The 15,454-nt window shown below is 68.3% G+C and carries 20 protein-coding genes; 10 read left to right on the top strand and 10 right to left on the bottom strand.

What is annotated here, in order from left to right; translation table 11 throughout:
* Nucleotides 1–19 precede the first annotated feature (19 nt).
* Nucleotides 20–463, top strand: coding sequence for a hypothetical protein (locus LYSHEL_RS13150; protein ID WP_213434477.1), 444 nt, complete (start codon nt 20–22; stop codon nt 461–463).
* Here the strand turns inward: LYSHEL_RS13150 and LYSHEL_RS13145 are convergent, their stop codons facing one another.
* On the bottom strand, nt 464–856 hold the full coding sequence (locus tag LYSHEL_RS13145) for a cupin domain-containing protein (RefSeq protein ID WP_213434476.1): 393 nt from the start codon (nt 854–856) through the stop codon (nt 464–466).
* Nucleotides 857–970: 114 nt separating this feature from the next.
* Here LYSHEL_RS13145 and LYSHEL_RS13140 point away from each other — a divergent pair, with 114 nt between their 5' ends.
* From LYSHEL_RS13140 to LYSHEL_RS13130, 3 genes are all read left to right on the top strand, one after another.
* Nucleotides 971–1,267 (top strand): hypothetical protein, encoded by a 297-nt coding sequence (locus LYSHEL_RS13140; protein ID WP_213434475.1) that lies wholly within the window; start codon nt 971–973, stop codon nt 1,265–1,267.
* A gap of 32 nt (nt 1,268–1,299) precedes the next feature.
* Complete coding sequence (locus tag LYSHEL_RS13135) at nt 1,300–1,995, top strand: alpha/beta fold hydrolase (protein WP_213498441.1); 696 nt, start codon at nt 1,300–1,302, stop codon at nt 1,993–1,995.
* Between the two features lie 89 nt (nt 1,996–2,084).
* A complete protein-coding gene (locus LYSHEL_RS13130; protein ID WP_213498439.1) occupies nt 2,085–2,381 on the top strand; it encodes a hypothetical protein in 297 nt (98 codons plus the stop codon).
* Nucleotides 2,382–2,390: 9 nt separating this feature from the next.
* Here LYSHEL_RS13130 and LYSHEL_RS13125 read toward each other — a convergent pair whose 3' ends face one another.
* From LYSHEL_RS13125 to LYSHEL_RS13115, 3 genes are all read right to left on the bottom strand, one after another.
* Nucleotides 2,391–2,585: a hypothetical protein gene (locus tag LYSHEL_RS13125; RefSeq protein ID WP_213498438.1), complete on the bottom strand. Its 195-nt coding sequence runs from the start codon at nt 2,583–2,585 to the stop codon at nt 2,391–2,393.
* Between the two features lie 80 nt (nt 2,586–2,665).
* Entirely contained in the window at nt 2,666–3,010 is a 345-nt protein-coding gene (locus tag LYSHEL_RS13120) for a zinc ribbon domain-containing protein YjdM (protein WP_213434473.1), read from the bottom strand.
* A 34-nt stretch (nt 3,011–3,044) separates the two neighbouring features.
* Entirely contained in the window at nt 3,045–3,737 is a 693-nt protein-coding gene (locus tag LYSHEL_RS13115; RefSeq protein ID WP_213434472.1) for a DUF3108 domain-containing protein, read from the bottom strand.
* A gap of 46 nt (nt 3,738–3,783) precedes the next feature.
* Between LYSHEL_RS13115 and arsC the strand changes: the two genes are divergently transcribed.
* From arsC to LYSHEL_RS13100, 3 genes are read left to right on the top strand one after another with little or no spacing between them, the layout of a single operon-like run.
* Nucleotides 3,784–4,140: an arsenate reductase (glutaredoxin) gene (gene arsC / locus LYSHEL_RS13110; RefSeq protein ID WP_213434471.1), complete on the top strand. Its 357-nt coding sequence runs from the start codon at nt 3,784–3,786 to the stop codon at nt 4,138–4,140.
* A 24-nt stretch (nt 4,141–4,164) separates the two neighbouring features.
* Nucleotides 4,165–4,920 (top strand): bestrophin-like domain, encoded by a 756-nt coding sequence (locus tag LYSHEL_RS13105; protein WP_213434470.1) that lies wholly within the window; start codon nt 4,165–4,167, stop codon nt 4,918–4,920.
* 19 nt (nt 4,921–4,939) lie between these two features.
* Nucleotides 4,940–5,917 (top strand): hypothetical protein, encoded by a 978-nt coding sequence (locus LYSHEL_RS13100; protein WP_213434469.1) that lies wholly within the window; start codon nt 4,940–4,942, stop codon nt 5,915–5,917.
* Between the two features lie 6 nt (nt 5,918–5,923).
* Here LYSHEL_RS13100 and LYSHEL_RS13095 read toward each other — a convergent pair whose 3' ends face one another.
* The 3 genes from LYSHEL_RS13095 to LYSHEL_RS13085 are packed head-to-tail and all read right to left on the bottom strand — an operon-like array spanning nt 5,924 to nt 9,421.
* Entirely contained in the window at nt 5,924–6,688 is a 765-nt protein-coding gene (locus LYSHEL_RS13095; protein ID WP_244858543.1) for a COG4705 family protein, read from the bottom strand.
* Nucleotides 6,685–7,491 carry a phosphatase PAP2 family protein gene (locus LYSHEL_RS13090; protein WP_213434468.1) on the bottom strand — a complete coding sequence of 269 codons (807 nt, stop codon included), beginning with the start codon at nt 7,489–7,491 and terminating at the stop codon, nt 6,685–6,687. Before LYSHEL_RS13090 ends, LYSHEL_RS13095 begins: the two co-directional genes overlap by 4 nt.
* A 4-nt stretch (nt 7,492–7,495) precedes the next feature.
* The gene (locus tag LYSHEL_RS13085) at nt 7,496–9,421 is read right to left on the bottom strand and encodes an LTA synthase family protein (protein ID WP_213434467.1); all 1,926 of its coding nucleotides are present in this window, start codon (nt 9,419–9,421) and stop codon (nt 7,496–7,498) included.
* A gap of 93 nt (nt 9,422–9,514) precedes the next feature.
* On the opposite strand from LYSHEL_RS13085, the gene LYSHEL_RS13080 reads away from it, so the two are divergent.
* Genes LYSHEL_RS13080 through LYSHEL_RS13070 form a run of 3 tightly spaced genes read left to right on the top strand, consistent with a single transcriptional unit; the run spans nt 9,515 to nt 12,066 of the window.
* The gene (locus tag LYSHEL_RS13080) at nt 9,515–10,186 is read left to right on the top strand and encodes a response regulator transcription factor (protein ID WP_213434466.1); all 672 of its coding nucleotides are present in this window, start codon (nt 9,515–9,517) and stop codon (nt 10,184–10,186) included.
* Nucleotides 10,183–11,385, top strand: coding sequence for a sensor histidine kinase (locus LYSHEL_RS13075; protein ID WP_213434465.1), 1,203 nt, complete (start codon nt 10,183–10,185; stop codon nt 11,383–11,385). Before LYSHEL_RS13080 ends, LYSHEL_RS13075 begins: the two co-directional genes overlap by 4 nt.
* Before the next feature lie 3 nt (nt 11,386–11,388).
* Nucleotides 11,389–12,066, top strand: coding sequence for a GNAT family N-acetyltransferase (locus LYSHEL_RS13070; RefSeq protein ID WP_213434464.1), 678 nt, complete (start codon nt 11,389–11,391; stop codon nt 12,064–12,066).
* Between the two features lie 6 nt (nt 12,067–12,072).
* Here LYSHEL_RS13070 and LYSHEL_RS13065 read toward each other — a convergent pair whose 3' ends face one another.
* The 3 genes from LYSHEL_RS13065 to LYSHEL_RS13055 all read right to left on the bottom strand — a co-directional run bounded on the left by LYSHEL_RS13065 (nt 12,073) and on the right by LYSHEL_RS13055 (nt 15,450).
* Entirely contained in the window at nt 12,073–12,741 is a 669-nt protein-coding gene (locus tag LYSHEL_RS13065) for a hypothetical protein (RefSeq protein ID WP_213434463.1), read from the bottom strand.
* Nucleotides 12,742–12,818: 77 nt separating this feature from the next.
* Nucleotides 12,819–13,784, bottom strand: a complete 966-nt coding sequence (locus LYSHEL_RS13060; protein WP_213434462.1) for a YihY/virulence factor BrkB family protein — start codon at nt 13,782–13,784, stop codon at nt 12,819–12,821.
* A gap of 37 nt (nt 13,785–13,821) precedes the next feature.
* On the bottom strand, nt 13,822–15,450 hold the full coding sequence (locus LYSHEL_RS13055; RefSeq protein WP_213434461.1) for an FMN-binding glutamate synthase family protein: 1,629 nt from the start codon (nt 15,448–15,450) through the stop codon (nt 13,822–13,824).
* Nucleotides 15,451–15,454 lie beyond the last annotated feature (4 nt).

Genomic DNA, 15,454 nt, shown 5'->3' with positions numbered 1-15,454 from the left:
CCAGGCGCCCCCGGCCTCCATGCAGTTGCGCGTCCTCGTGTTCGCCGCCGTGCTCCTCGCCCTCGCGCCCCTGGCGCGGGCGGCCGACATTGCGAGCACGAAACGCAAGGACGGCACGACGATCGTGCTCACCGACGACATGCCCGGCGCATGCAACCGGCTCAATTTCCACGGCGGTGCGCGCATGGTCCGCGGCAAGACCGTGCAACGCGCGTGCTGGACCTTCGACTGGAAGCAGCGCGTGTTCACCGTGATGCCGCTCACCGCGCGCAAGACCAGCAAGACCCTGCTCACCGGCATCGCGCAGGCGCTGGGCGTGGAGAAGGAAGCGGCGTGGATCGAACAGCACATGCAGGGCGACGACGCCAACAAGGTGTCGCTGCCGGCGCAGGCGTTCACCTGGTACGACAAGAAGGCGAAGCCGACGGCGTCGCGGCGCACCACGGCGCCGCGTCGGGCCTGATCATCGGTCTGGCGCCAGCATGAGGACCGGCTTGCCCTTCTCGACGACGTAGGTCGCCAGCTCCGTCGCTTCCACCTTCCCGACGTTCTTCGCCGAATGGATGGTGCCGGCCGGGATGAACAAGGCTTCGCCGGCCTTCAGCGTGCGCGGTTCCTCGCCATCGAACTGGTACTGCAGCGTGCCCGTCAACACGTAGGCCACCTCCGCGCCCGGATGCGAGTGGCGCCCGAACGCAGCGCCCGGCGCGAACGCGACGCGTACCTGGATGAGTTCGCGGCCGGGAATTTCCAGGTCGTTTCGGCCGACGTCGATGCGCGTGATGCCGGCTTGTTGCGCGAACGTTGCGGGCGCGAGGAGCGCAGCGGCGAGAAGCACGATCCGGATGTGTTTCATGGAAAACCTCGACGCATGGACATCGAGGGCAAACGCACCAATGCCCTTGCACTGGCCATGGGCATGGGGTCGGCGTTCAGTGCATCATCGCCGGCAGGGATCCGGGGAACGCCGATGCACATCCAGGAAAGGCTGCTCGCATCGCCACGGCGGCGGTTCTACGTGGCATGCCTCGGCGCCGTGGCGCTCGGCTATGTCACCACGATCGCCACGCCGAACATCGCGCGCTTCCTCGTGCCCGCAGGCCTGGTCGTCGCATTGGCGTGGGTGCTGCGGGCGCACGTGCAGCAGCATGGGGGCGGATCGGGACGCCTCGTGATGGCCTGGGCCGGGACGTTGCTCGCGCTGCTGTGCTGCACGCTGATCGGCCTGGGCATCGCCATCGCGCAGCAGACCGGGTTCCGCGACTGAGCGGTGCCGCCGCCAATCCGCTGCACCTGATCGTGCTGCCCGGCCTGGACGGCACCGGGGCGCTGCATGGCGATTTCCTGGTTGCGCTGGACGGTGCGTTCTCGTCGACGCGGGTGATCGCGTATCCGACGGATCGCTTCCTCGACCACGCTGCACTCGAAGCGTTCGTCCGCGATGCGCTGCCAGCCGAAGACCCCTTCGTGCTGCTGGGCGAATCGTTCTCCGGGCCGATCGCGCTCGCAATTGCAGCAAGCCAGCCCGCGAACCTCGCGGGCCTTGTGTTGTCGACGACGTTCGCTCGGTTTCCGACGCGCGTCCTGAGCGCCTTGTCGCCGCTCCTGCCGATCGCGCCGGTGCACCACGCGCCGCGGGCGTTGTTGCGCTGGTGGTTGCTGGGCGATGACGCAACGCCCGCACAGATCCATGCGTTGTCGACCACGTTGCAGCGTGTCGCACCGACGGTGTTGCGTCGCCGCAGCCACGCCGCCTTGCGCGTGGATGCCTCGGCGCACCTGGATCGAATCCGCGTCCCGACGCTCTACCTGCGTGGCCGCCGCGACCGTCTCGTTTCGCGCGCAGCCGGCGAATCGCTGCGTACGTCGCTCCCCGACTGCACGTTGGTTGACATCGCCGGCCCGCACCTGTTGTTGCAAGCCGCCCCCCAGGCCTGCGCGCGCGCAGTCATCGACTTCGCGCGACGCCTGCCCGCCTCGCGCAGGATTGCCTGATCAAGGATCGAAAGAAGCGGCCGTGCCGCCGCGTCAAAGCCTTCATCACGCATGCGCCCCCCACACTGTCTGGGCCCCCCGGAGGACGCATGCCCCCGAACCAGCCGTGCCCCAACTGCAGCGCGCAGTCCATTTCGCGCCGACGCATCCTGTTCTCGCGCGGGTTCGCCGACCAGTGCGACCGCTGCGGCGCGGTCGTACGCCTGCGCCCGTCGTGGACGCGCTGGCTCGCCGCGCTCGCGCTCGGTGCGCTGGTGTTGTGGCTCGCGGTCGCGCAATGGCACTGGTCGCACTGGGCCGGTGTGCTCGTCGCGCTGTTCGCCTCGGTGGTCGCTGCGTGGACGTGGCTTGCGGTGGCCGACGTGCCACTCGACGTGCGCCACTGACCGCGCGCCTCAGGCCGTCTCCGAATCCGTCGCCGGCGAGGCCGCCACGCGTGCTCGTCGCACGTCGAGCACGCCCCGCCCGACCCAGAACAGGCCGAGCGCGTCGAACACGACGCTGAGCACGCTGAAATCCCCGAGGAACACGGAGCGCCCGTTGAACAGGCCGATCGCGATGATCAGCGCGCCCCAGAAAAAGTTGTGCATGGATCCCCCAAGCGGCCCCCCGCCGCAGGGCCAGCTTACGGTCATGCCGCGATGCAGCAGGGCCTGCCTCGGCCGCGGGCTCAGGCCTTGCGCAGGAACTGCGTTTTCAGGACCAGGCCCTTGATCTTGTCGGAGTTTCCTTCGATGTGGTCCGGGTCGTCCGCCACCAGGCGGATGCCCTTGATCACCGTGCCCTGCTTGAGCGGGATCGACGATCCCTTGACCTTCAGGTCCTTGATGACGACCACCGTGTCGCCGTCGGCGAGCACGTTGCCGTTGCTGTCGCGCACGACGGCGGACGCGCCCGCCTCCGCGTCCTGCGCATCGGCCGCCCACTCGAATCCGCAGTCGGCGCAGACGTAAAGCGCGCCGTCTGCGTAGGTGTTGTCGAGCGAGCATTGCGGACAGGCGGGAACGGCGGGCATGCGTTGGACTCCGGGGGACGCGCGGATTATCCGCCTACTTCGTCGCCGCTTCGAACGCCGCGCACGACGGGGCGAGCGCCTGTCCGAACGGACCGGCGGTGTAGCCGAGTTCGATGCGCGGCTTCGCGCCGATCAGGTACTCCGCCTGCGACCCCGTCGGCCCCGCCTGCAGCACGATCGCGTGGCGCTTGCCCAGCGGCGTGTCGATGTCGCGTTCGCCGGTGACCTTGATGTCGAACGTGCCTTCGCCCTTGTCGTACTGGAAGAACGGGATCGCGTATTCGTCCCCCGCGCGCAGCGGGAGCGCGGCGAACATCAGGCCGAACAGGTTGCCTTCCCACACGGGCTTGGCGAGCGGTTTGTTCGACGTCGTTTCCTTGCCCGCGTCATCCCAGCGCATTTCGGTGACGCCGGTGCCGGCGTACACATCGCGCACGTGCGGCTTGCCGAAGCGCGTGTTGGTGACTTCGAACGGGCGCAGCGTCTTCGCATCGAGGACGAACACATCGCGCATGTCGAACTTCGCGCCCATGCGCTGGTGGACCACGATCTCGATCGCGGGCTTGCCGGCGTGCGTCGTCCGCTCGAGCGACTGGAAGGTATGGCCGACCACCTGGGACGCGCCGTCCTTCGTGGCGGTGAGCGCGTAGCACCAGGTGCCTTCGGGGAGGCGCGTGGCGTCGGGGGTGGCGGTGGACAGGGCGGCGGCGAGCGCGATGGCGAGCATGGGGGAGGCCTGTGCAGGGGGCGGCTGGGGCTTTTACTATGCCGGCATGAAATCCGGCACGCGGTATTACCACAACCCCCGGTGTTCCAAGTCGCGCGGCGGCCTGGTGCTGCTGGCCGATCGCGGGATCACGCCGCAGACCATCGAGTACCTCCAGCAGCCGCCCTCCGTGAAGGAACTCCGCGAGTTGCTGGTCATGCTCGCCCTGCCCGCGCGCGGCCTGATGCGCACCGGGGAGACGGTCTACAAGGAGCTCGGCCTCGCCGATCCCGCGTTGTCGGAAGACGAGCTGCTCGAAGCGATGCACGCCAACCCCATCCTCATCGAACGTCCGATCTTCGTGCACGAAGGCCGCGCGGTGATCGGGCGGCCGGCCGAAAACGTCCTGCAGTTGCTGGACTGACCCGCCCACGGAGGGCGCCCGCGCATGCTGACGACCCTCGCCATCGCCCTGTCCTTCATCGTGCTGGCGTTCCTCGCGGCGGCGTTGCCGTCGGCGTTCATGCGGCGGCGTTACGGGCACGAACAACCGGCGGAAACGCGCGAGCTCGGACGCGAAGTCACCGCGCGCATCGGCGTGCTGCACGGGTTGATCCTCGGGCTGGTGTTCGGGCAAGTGGTGGCGCAGGACAACGACCTGCGCAACGGCATCCAGGCCGAAGCCGCCGCGGTCGAACAGGTCTGGTACGACGCTGCGCGCTACGGCGGTGCGCCGCAGTTGCAACGCGCCGCCGAGGCCTACATGCACGCGGTGGTCGAGCGCGACTGGCCGCGGCAGCAAGCGCAGGCGCAAGTCAGCGATGAAGGCTGGCGCGCATGGCGCACGATGCTCGACGCCTCCCTCGCGCTGGAACCCGGCAATCGCCGGCAATCCCTGCTCGCGAGCTCCATCCACGCAGAAGTGCTGCAGATCCAGCGCCTGCGCCAGGTGCGCGGCTACCATTCGGCCGCGTTGCCGTTCGAGTTCTGGTTCGCGGCGATCGTGGGGCTGGTGCTGATCGGTGCGGTGATGTTCGTGCACCAGGCCGATCGCAAGCACCTCGCGCTGGTGGGTGCGTATTCCACGTACGCGGGGCTGGTGCTTTTCATGATCTGGGACTTGTCGCAACCGTACAAAGGCATGATCGGCATCGGTCCGGAGGCGTTCGTGCAGGCGCTGGAATCGATTCGTTCGGGTATCTAGGACTCCACGGGGGAAGGCGATGGAACGGCAGGGGATCGCGCGGCGCGCAGGCGTCGTGCTGCTGGTGGCGTTACTGGCGGCGACGGGGGCGATGGCGGCGGAAGACAAGGCGCAGGACGCGAAGGACGTCCCGTTCCTCGGCGGCATGCTGCGCGAATCGCACATCGTCTATCCGCTGAAGGTGGGCGACTGGGGCTTCGTCGGCGAGCATCGCTACGACGACCAGGCCGCGGGCGTGTCGGTGCGCTTTGCGCGCCAGGGCGACAACGCGGGCTGGATCGACGTGTACTTCTATCCCGTGGGCGTGGTGTCGGACGACGACCTGCCGAAGTTCGCCGAGATGGAACGCCGCACGCTGGAAGACACGTGGCTCAGCAAGACCGGCACCGGCGACATCAAGCCGTTGGCGACGTCGGTCGTGAAGCGCAAGGTCAACAAGGACACGAACGTCCCGATCACCACGTTCGCCACCGATTTCGAATACACGTACGAAGGCCAGCATCGCAACTCCGCGATGGTGGTGGCGGTGGATCGCCTGTACGCGATCAAGTTCCGCTACAGCGCGCTGGCCGACCACGCCTCGCGCAACGAGGTGCGCCGCGACATCGAAGCCTTCGCCCACACCCTGCTCCCGACGCTGGACATCGGCAGCAGCGGTGCGTGCTGGGATCCGCCGCCGATCGAAGTGCTGGCGGCGGATGCACCGGATCCGGAGGACGGCGTGCTGGCCACCACGAAGGTCGACGATGTCGTCACCACGTTCGCGATGCGCGACCGCGTGCTGACGCGGCGCAGCCAGGACGATCCGTCGGCCACGCTGATGCAGATGATGGTGATGAGCATGACGGGCCGCCTCTACGACGGCTGCACGGGCAAGGACTCGCAGTTGCCCGAAGTGCCCGAAGGCATGCGCGAAGTGCGCTTCGAATATCGCGCGCCGGATGCTGCGCCGTTGCAGGCCGAACCGATGCGCGCCCGTCGCGCGGGCGTTGGCTGACGCGGATCAGGCCGACGCGGTCACGCGCGCCGGCTTCTGCGGCAGCAGCAGGATCATCGCGACGATCGCCACCAGCAACACGGCCGACGCGGTGTAGCGACTCAGGTCCAGCCCGCCCTTGGCGACGGGCTTGTCGAGGAAGTCCCCCACCACCGCGCCGAGCGGCCGCGTGAGGATGAAGGCCGCCCAGAACAACGCGGTCTTCGACACCTGCGTGCGCAGGTGCAGGAACAGCACGACCAGCAACGCCGCGCCGAACACCACCGCCGCGCCGAGATATCCGAACCCCGCGGTATCGGCGAGCCAGTCGCCGAGCGCGGTGCCCAGCGTCTGCGAGAACATGATCGTCATCCAGTAGAACAATTCCGACGGCGTGTCGCCGACGCTTTCCACCGACACCGAGCCCAGCGTGCGCCGCCACGACCACAACGATGCCAGCAACAGCGCGAGCAGCAGCGCGGTCCCGCCCGCGTAGCCGATGCCGAGCGAGCGGTCCGCGAAATCGGCGAGCGTGGTGCCCACCGTCGTGCTGGCGACCACCGTGGTCCAGTACAGGAAGGGATGGAATTCGCGCGCGCGGATCTGCCAACCCACCGCGACGGCGAAGATGGTGGCGAAGATCGCCGTGCCGACCAGGTACCCCAGGCCCATCGACATCGTGACGGCATCGCCGCCCGTTTCGCCGAGCGTGGTGGCGAGGATCTTGATCAGCCAGAACCCCGCGGTGACGGCGGGGACCTTGGCGACGGCATTGCGCATCGTGTCGTTCAAGCGGTTTCGTCCTCGGGGGCGCCGATCAAGGTGTCGGCGTGGGCGGCGCGTGCACGCGGCGGCGGCGTGAGGCCGGCTGCGCGCCACGCCGCGGACAATGCGAATTCAACGCCGATCGCGACGAGCAATCCGGCGCACGCCGCGGCGAACACATCGGTCGGCCAATGCACGCCGAGGACGAGGCGCGATGCGCCGACCAACGCGACCCAGGCCACCGCGAGCCACAGCGCGAGCGTGCGGTGCGCCGGCCACGCGCGGCCGATGACGAGGCACGCCGCGGTGGCGATCGCCGCGGTTTCGAGCGTGTGGCCGCTGGGGAAACTCGAGCCCCAGTACCACTGCGTGTCCCACAGCGTGGGACGCGCACGGTTGAACGCGCCCTTCGCGAGATAGACCACCAGCGCCGCGGCGAGCGCCGTGGCTGCGACCTGCATGGCATCGAAGCGACGCCCGCCCAACGCCAGCACGACCGTCACGAACGTCACGACGGGCAGCAGGAACGTCGCCGAGCCGGTCAGCGTGATCGCACCGAAGGCCTGGACCATCCACGCCGGCACGACGCGATGCACGCCCAGCAACACCGCCGAATCGAAGGCCTTGCTGCCGCCGCCGATCGCTTCTTCGCTGATCTGCGCCAGCACGACGCCGGCGAGCAGCAGCAATATCCAGAACAGGCGCCGCGCCGTGAACGCCTTCGACCACGTCGGCCGCAAGCGGCTCGCCAGGCCCAGCGCCACGTACAGGCCCAGCACGATGCAGAGCAGTTCAGCGGTTTCGTCGAGCCATCCGGGCATCGTGGTCATTCGCCTATTGCGCCGTGCGCATCAGGCCGTTCTTGTACCGGTAGGCCGCCGTCTCGTAGAAGCTGATCGCTTCCAGCGTCGCGCGCGGATCCTCCGTTTCCACCGGCTGGCCCTGGTCGAGCACGAACGACGGCCTCACCGTGTCCACCTTGCGATGCGGCCCGAGTTGCACGAGGCGATCCCCGTGCAGGTAGCCGAGCAACTGGTAGGTGCCGACGAACGCGCGTGCCTGCGAGGGATGGCGCTGGAACACGTCCAGGCCGTAGAACTGGCTGTCGTAATCCATGCCCAGCAAGCCGAGCAGCGTCGGGCCGATGTCGATCTGCGACATGCGCTCGGTGAAGTGCGCGGGCGCGATGTGCTTCGGCGCGTAGACCCACATCGGGATGTGGTAGCGGAACACCGGCAGCGCGGCCTTGCCCGCGCTGGAGGCGCAATGGTCGGCCGTGATGACGAAGATCGTGTCGTTGAACCACGGCCTGGTGCGCGCACGGCGCAGGAAGTCGCCGATGGCCCAGTCCGTGTAGGCCACCGCGCTGTCGCGCTTGCCCTGCGGCCACGGGCCGCGGCCGGTGGGGAACGTGTACGGACGATGGTTGGACGTCGTCATGATGTGCGCGAAGTACGGCTTGTGCGCCGCGTACGCGCGATCGAAGCGGTCGAGCGTGAGCGTGTACAGGTCTTCGTCGGCGACGCCCCAGATGTTGGCGGCGTGGACCTTGTCCTTCGGGATGTCCTGGCGGTCGTGCACGTCGTAGCCGTTGGCGCCGAAGAACGCGTTCATGTTGTCGAAGGCGCCGTAGCCGCCGTAGAGGAACTCCGACGTGTAGCCCTTCGCGTTGAACACGTGCGCGAGCGAGAACAGGCCTTCGTTGTTCTCTCGCTTGACGATGGATTCGCCCGGCGTCGGCGGCACCGACAGCGCCAGCGCTTCCAGCCCGCGCACGGTGCGCGTGCCGGAGGCGTAGAGATCGTCGAAGACCAGGCTGTCCTTCGCGATCGCATCCAGCTGCGGCGTGAGCGACGGCACGCGGCCGTAGGTGCCGGAGAATTCGGCCGACAGGCTTTCGACGCTGATCAGCACGACGTTGAGGCGGCGTTCGGGCGCTTCGTTGTGGATGCGGCGGGCGATGCCGGTTTTCTCGTCGAACACCGCGTCGGGCGTCGACAACGCATCGCGCACGACGGCGAACGCTTCGGGCAGCGGCACGGTGCGGTAATAGCGGTCGTAATCGAGCGACGCGCTGCGGTACGCGGCGAAGAACTGGTAGATGCCGTTGCCGGCCAGTTCGTTGACGTAGGTGTTGGCGGTGCGGTCCTTGAGGTCGCCCGTGACCACCCACGTGCCAAGCACCGTGAGCACCAGCCACACCGCGACCACGCGGGTGCGTTCGCCGAAATGGGCGGTGTCGTGGCGCACCATGCGCCAGCGCCGCGTGGCATGGAACAGCACGCCGCCCAGCAGGGCCAGGCCCGCCAGGATCCAGCCGACGGGATAGGACTCGCGGATGTTGCCGATCACTTCGTTGGTGTAGACGAGGTAATCGACCGCGATGAAGTTGAAGCGCGACTGGAATTCCTGCCAGAACGTGCCTTCGGCGATCGCGACGAACAGGATCCCGAACAGCATCGCCAGGCACAGCGTCCCGACGAGGATCGTGCCGGACCGGTGCGCCAGCCAGCGCCGCGGCAGCAGCCACAGCACCAGCACCAGCGGCCAGGCCAGGTAGACGAAGGCGAGCATGTCGTAGCCCAGCCCCACCCCGAACGCATACAGCCACAGGCGCGGATCGGCGGGCACGCCGGCGCCGGTGTAGACCAGCAGCCCCAGGCGCGTCAGGGCGCAGAGGGCGAGATACCCGATGCCGAACCAGGCCAGCGGGCGGAATCGTTCGTACAGGGGATGGGCGTGGTGGGCGTGCGTCTGCATGCCGCCATGCTCCGGCCGGGGCCGTAATCGATCCTCAGCGCTGTCTCAGGATTCCGTTAACCTGTGCGCGGCGTCCGCCATTAGGCTTCGCGCATGCACGTCCTGCTCATCGAAGACCAGCACGACATCGCCGCCAATCTCTGGGATTTCCTGGAACGGCGCGGGCACGTCGTGGACCATTGCGCCGACGGCGCGAGCGGCCTGGCGCGCGCGCTGGCCGGCGGATTCGACGCGATCGTGCTCGACCTGGGCTTGCCGAAGCTCGACGGGCTCGACCTGTGCCGCCAGCTCCGCGCGGCGGGCCACGGCGTGCCGGTGCTGATGCTGACGGCGCGGGATACGCTCGATGACATCGTGCGCGGCTTCAACGAAGGCGCGGACGATTACATGGTCAAGCCGTTCGCGCTACGCGAACTCGAGGCGCGGCTCAACGTGTTGCACAAGCGCGCCACGCCGTCCGCGGGCGTGCCACCGAACGTCGGCGGCCTGGCCTACGACCAGGGCGCGATGGCCGCCGTGCGCGAAGGCCGCCGCATTCCCTTGTCGCGTTCGCAGGGCGCGCTGCTTGCGACGCTGCTGCGCAACGCGCCCAACGTGAGCACGCATGCGCAATTGATGCGCGCGGCCTGGGGCAACGAAGACGCCGGCGACCTTGCGGCCCTGCATACCCACATCCATGCGTTGCGTGCGCTGGTCGACCGGCCCTTCGGGACCGCGTTGATCAAGTCGGTGCGTGGCGTCGGTTATCGCCTGGAGGCCGGATGAGCGACGCACCCCCCCGCGTGCCGATGTCGTTGCGACGACGCGTGACGCTGGCGACCACCGCCGTTGGCTTCGCGCTGTCGCTGCTGTTCTCGCTGGCCGTGGACACGGTGACCGAGGATTACGAGCACATCATCGCGGGCGAAATCCTGCAGGGCCAGGCCGACGACTACGGGCTGCGCCTGGCGAACCATTTGCCGGCCACGCTGCCGCAGACGCATCGGTTGAGCGGCTATCACGTGGATTCGCCGGACATGCCGCCGGCGCTGCTGTCGAAGGGCCCCGGCGTGCACGAACTGGAAGATGGCGTCCATGTCGGCGTGTTCGATACGCGTGCCGGGCGGCTGGCGTTCGTCATCGACCTGCGCGACATCGAGCAACTCGAACGCCACCTGCGCATGTTCCTCGCCGCGATGATCGTGGTCGGCACGGGGCTCGCGGGCTGGCTGGGGTGGATGTTGTCGGGCTCCGCGCTGCAGCCGCTCGCGCGGCTGGCGGCCGGCGTGCATGCCCTGCCCGTCCGGCCGGTGCGTTCGCACCTGGCCGAAGGCGTGAGCGACGACGAGCTCGGGGAAATCGCGCACGCGGTCGATGCGTACCAGGGCCGCCTGGTCGAAGCCGACGAACGCGAGCAGGCCTTCCTCGCCGATGCGAGCCATGAATTGCGCACGCCGATCACCGTGGCGCAGGGCGTGGCCGAAGTGATGCTGGATGCACCGACGCACGCGAACGGCGACCTTGCCCGCTTGCAGCGCCTGCAACGGGCGTTGCAGGACATGAGCGGGTTGCTGGAATCCTTGCTGGGCATCGCGCGGCGCACGCCGTTGACGATGGAGTCGCTGGACCTGCGCGTGCTGATGCACGAGGCGGCGGACGCGGCATTCGCCGGGCGGCCGGCGGCACCGGAAGTGGTCATCGATGCCGAAGGCGTGTTGCGGGCGCCGCGCCGCGAGGCCTTGCTGCTGATGCGCGGGTTGATGCGCAAGGCCGCGACCGCCGGCGGCGTGTTGCGCGTGCATGCCGACGCGACGGGCTTCCGGATCGACGGCGCCGGCAGCAGCACGACCGATGCGTCCGCGCGCAGCGACCGCGGCGGTGCCGGCGCGTTGCTCGATCGCCTCGCGCAGCGCCTGGGCTGGACGGTGCATGACGAAGCCGCCGGTGCGGTGCGCCTGGACTGGTCGTCGCCTGCGACGGAGTGAACGATGGCCGACGACCTCGACCAACCGATTTTTTCGGCGCTGCATTCGATCCATCGCGACCTTGCGCTGCGCGCTCCCGGTGCGATGCGGTATCCGCCGGAGGTTGCGCCGTTCTTCGCCGTCGATGACGCCGGCACCGATGCGAGCGAAGCGATTGCGACGTTGCTGGCGCCGGCGGAAACCGTGTTGCTGCTCGGCATCGCACCGCGGCGGCATGACGGGGCGTACCTGCACGCGTTCGCGCAGCTCGCGCAGATGGTGTGCGAGGCGCCGCTGGAGGCCGTCGATGGGCCGGAGATCCTGCCGCTCGGCCAAGCGCATCGCCAGGACGTGCTGGACCTCACCGCGCTCGTGTATCCGCATTACTTCCGCCCGCGCACGATGGACATGGGGCGGTATTTCGGGATCTATCGCGACGGGCGCCTGGCCGCGATCGCAGGCGAGCGCATGGGCTCGGGCACGTCGCGCGAAATCAGCGCCGTGTGCACGCACCCGGATTTCCTCGGGCACGGCTACGCACGGCGCCTGATGGCGATGCTGACCAACGACCTGCTGGCGAAAGGCCTGCGCCCGTTCCTGCACGTGAGCCACGAGAACACGCGTGCGAAATCGATGTACGAACGCATCGGCTTCCGCACGCGGCGGGACATCGGGTTCTGGTCGTTGCGGCGGGATGGCTGAGGCGCGTTATTCGATCATTCGACGGACCATGAACAGGCCCTGCCCCGTCGCGCGCAGCGAGGCCTCCGAGCCCAGGCCGCACCACTGGTTGTCCGACGGCGCGTTCTGCCAGCGATACACCGAAGGCACGCGGTCGTACCCGTTGTTGGAGAAGATCAGGCACGCCGTCGGGTTGAGGAAGGGCTTGAGCGGCGAGTCGGTGACCGTCCAGCTGCCGGTGACCAACCAGATCGACGAATTGCTGCCGTGGATCGGATCGCAGCCCCGCGCCGTGAAATAGACATCCCCGGTCGCGCGGTCGTAGTGCAGGCATTCCCCCGATCGCTGGTTGACGATCACGTACGCGCGTTCGCCCTGCTGCCCGAAGAAGCCCGCGTCGTTGAGGCGATACACGGCCTGGCCGTTGTCGAGCAGTTGCTGGCGCGTCTGGAACTGGCACCACCCGATGTCGCCCTGTGGCATGTTCCACAGGAAGCGTTCGGGACCGCCGTTGCCGTTGTTGCCGTGGATGAGGCAGTAGCCCGCGGCGGGCTTGGCGCCGATATGCGTCCAGTCAACCTGGATCGTGTAAAGGCCCGGATCGAGCTTGCCGTATTGCGCCCATGCGAGGGCGGGCGCGGCGAGGAGGCCACCGGCAGCGATGGCGAGCAGAAGCATGCGGGGATCGCGGGTCATCGGACCTCTCCTTGGTGGGATGCCCGATGGATTGAATGCGAGTGGGTGCGCGCGTCGCTAGGCGATCGGTCTCGACATCAGGACGACACGACGCGCGACGGACGCACCTTGGCTTTGGTCGTCGCGCGCAACCTGGCGCGTTCGTCCACCACCGCCGTGAGCAATGCGCCGCCGAACACGATCAGCGCGGCGTAGTACATCCACACCAGCGCGAGCACCAGCGTGCCCATCGACCCGTACGCCGAACCGGGATCGGCCTGCGCGAGGTACCAGCCGATCGCCGCGCGCCCGAGCACGAACAGCAACGCCGTCGCCGCCCCGCCCTGCACCGCCCGCTTCCAGCCGACGGGCCGATCCGGCAGGTAGTGATACGTGAGCGCGAAGCCGATGGCGTAGATCAGCCACGCCGCGACGCTGGCCATCAGCGGCAGCATCCATTCCACGCGCGCGAAGGCGATCTGCAACACCGTGCTGACCGTCATCGACACCAGCAGCAGGAACCCCAGCGCGAACACCAGCCCCAGCGAGAACACGCGCTTGCGCAGCCACGCCATCAGGCCCGGCAGGTGCGTGGCGTCGGTGCGGAAGATGCGGTTGAGCACGTCCTGCAATTGCGCGAACACGGCGGTCGCGCCGATGAAGAGCAGCAGCACGCTCCACCAGCCCGCGATCGAACCGGTGTCGGGGCGTTGCGCGGCGTTGTCGACGATGGTGCGCGCCACCTTCTCGGCATCGGTGCCCACCAGCAACGCGATCTGCTGCATCAGCGCGTCCTGCGCGCCCGGCAGCAGCGCGCTCGTCAGCCACACGAGGATCAGCAGCAGCGGCGCGAGCGACAGCAAGGCGTACAGCGCGAGCGCGGCGGATTGCGACAGCAGGTCGGCGTCGATGAAGCGGCGCAGCAGCGCACCGGCCAGGCTGCCTTGCGCGCGGCGGATCAGGGCTTCGATCGCCGGCGCACGGACGCTCTTGCCGCTTTCGGCGCGGGGCGCGGTTTTCTTCTTCGTGGGATCGAGCTTGGTGGCGAGCTTCGGTTTGGCCATGGCGCGAGCATGGCCCGCGCGTGCGTGAATGCAGCGGCTAGACGGACTTGCCGATCCGCAGCGCGCTCACCTTCGCCGGCGCGGCGAAGCTGTCGCTGCGCGCTTCGGCCCAGAACTGCTGGAACACCGCATGGTCGGGGATGTGCGCCAGGAGTTCGCCGGGCTTGAGGAAGCGATACAGCGCAGCCAGCGAACGGACTTCGACCGGCGAGACGCGGCGCAGGATGTGTTCCGGGCCGAGTTCGCCGGGGTGTTCCAGGCCGGCGGCGCACAGCAGGTCGCGCAGCGCGTGCAAGGTGTTCTGGTGGAAGTTGTGCACGCGCGTGGCCTTGTCGGTCACGTCCAGGTGCTTCCAGCGGCGCGGGTCCTGCGTCGCCACGCCCGTCGGACAGCGGTCGGTGTGGCACGACAACGACTGGATGCAGCCCAGCGCGAACATGAAACCGCGCCCCGCGTTGCACCAGTCCGCACCCATCGCCATCGTGCGCGCGATGTCGAAGGCGCTGACGATGCGGCCGGCGGCGCCGATGCGGATCCTGTCGCGCAGGTCCAGCCCCACCAGCGTGTTGTGCACCAGCATCAGTGCTTCGTGCATCGGCACGCCGACGTGGTCGATGAATTCCGCCGGCGCGGCACCCGTACCACCTTCGGCGCCGTCGACGACGATGAAGTCCGGGAGGATCTGCGATTCGTGCATCGCCTTCGCGATGCCGAACCATTCCCACGCATGGCCGATGGCGAGCTTGAAGCCGGTGGGCTTGCCGCCGGAAAGGTTGCGCAGCCGATCGACGAACTGCAGCAGTTCCATGGGCGTGGTGAACGCGGTGTGGCGCGCGGGCGAAATGCAATCCACGCCTTCCTGCACGCCGCGCACCGCGGCGATCTCCGCGCTCACCTTCGCGGCCGGCAGCACGCCGCCGTGGCCGGGCTTTGCGCCTTGCGAGAGTTTCACTTCGATCATGCGCACTTGTTCGTGCGCGGCGCCGACCTTGAATTTTTCCTCGACGAACCTGCCCTCGGCATTGCGGCAGCCGAAGTAGCCCGAACCGATTTCCCACACGATGTCGCCGCCGTTCTCCAGGTGATAGGGCGACAGCGAGCCCTCGCCGGTGTCGTGGTAGAAGTGCCCGCGCCGCGCGCCTTCGTTCAATGCGCGGATCGCGGCGGCGGACAGCGCCCCCCAGCTCATCGCGGAGATGTTGAACACGCTGGCGGAGTACGGCTTCGGGCGGTCGGCGCCGATGTCGATGCGGAAGTCGTCGCTCGGGATGGCAGACGGGCGCATCGAATGGTTGATCCATTCGTAGTCCACGCCGTACACGTCCTGCAGCGTGCCGAAGGGGCGCGTGTCGTTGACGGACTTGGCGCGCTGGTAGACGAGCGCGCGTTCGAGGCGGGAGAACGGGGTTTCGACCGTGTCGGATTCGACGAAGTACTGGCGGATCTCCGGGCCGATGGATTCCAGGCCGAAGCGGAAATGCGCGAGCAGCGGGTAGTTGCGGCGCAGCGTGCTCTTCTTCTGCGCCAGGTCGATGGTGCCGAGGATCGACAGGCCCAGGAACACCGCGAACGCCCAGAGCCATTGCAGGTTGTGCCGCGCGTAGAGGCCGGTGACGACCATCGCGATGAGGCTGATGAGATACGCGGAGAAGCGGCTGAGCGACATCAGG

Source organism: Lysobacter helvus (assembly GCF_018406645.1).
Lineage (GTDB): Bacteria > Pseudomonadota > Gammaproteobacteria > Xanthomonadales > Xanthomonadaceae > Noviluteimonas > Noviluteimonas caseinilytica.
The sequence above is the reverse complement of the archived record's forward strand: the minus strand, read 5'-3'. Positions and strand labels throughout refer to the sequence as shown.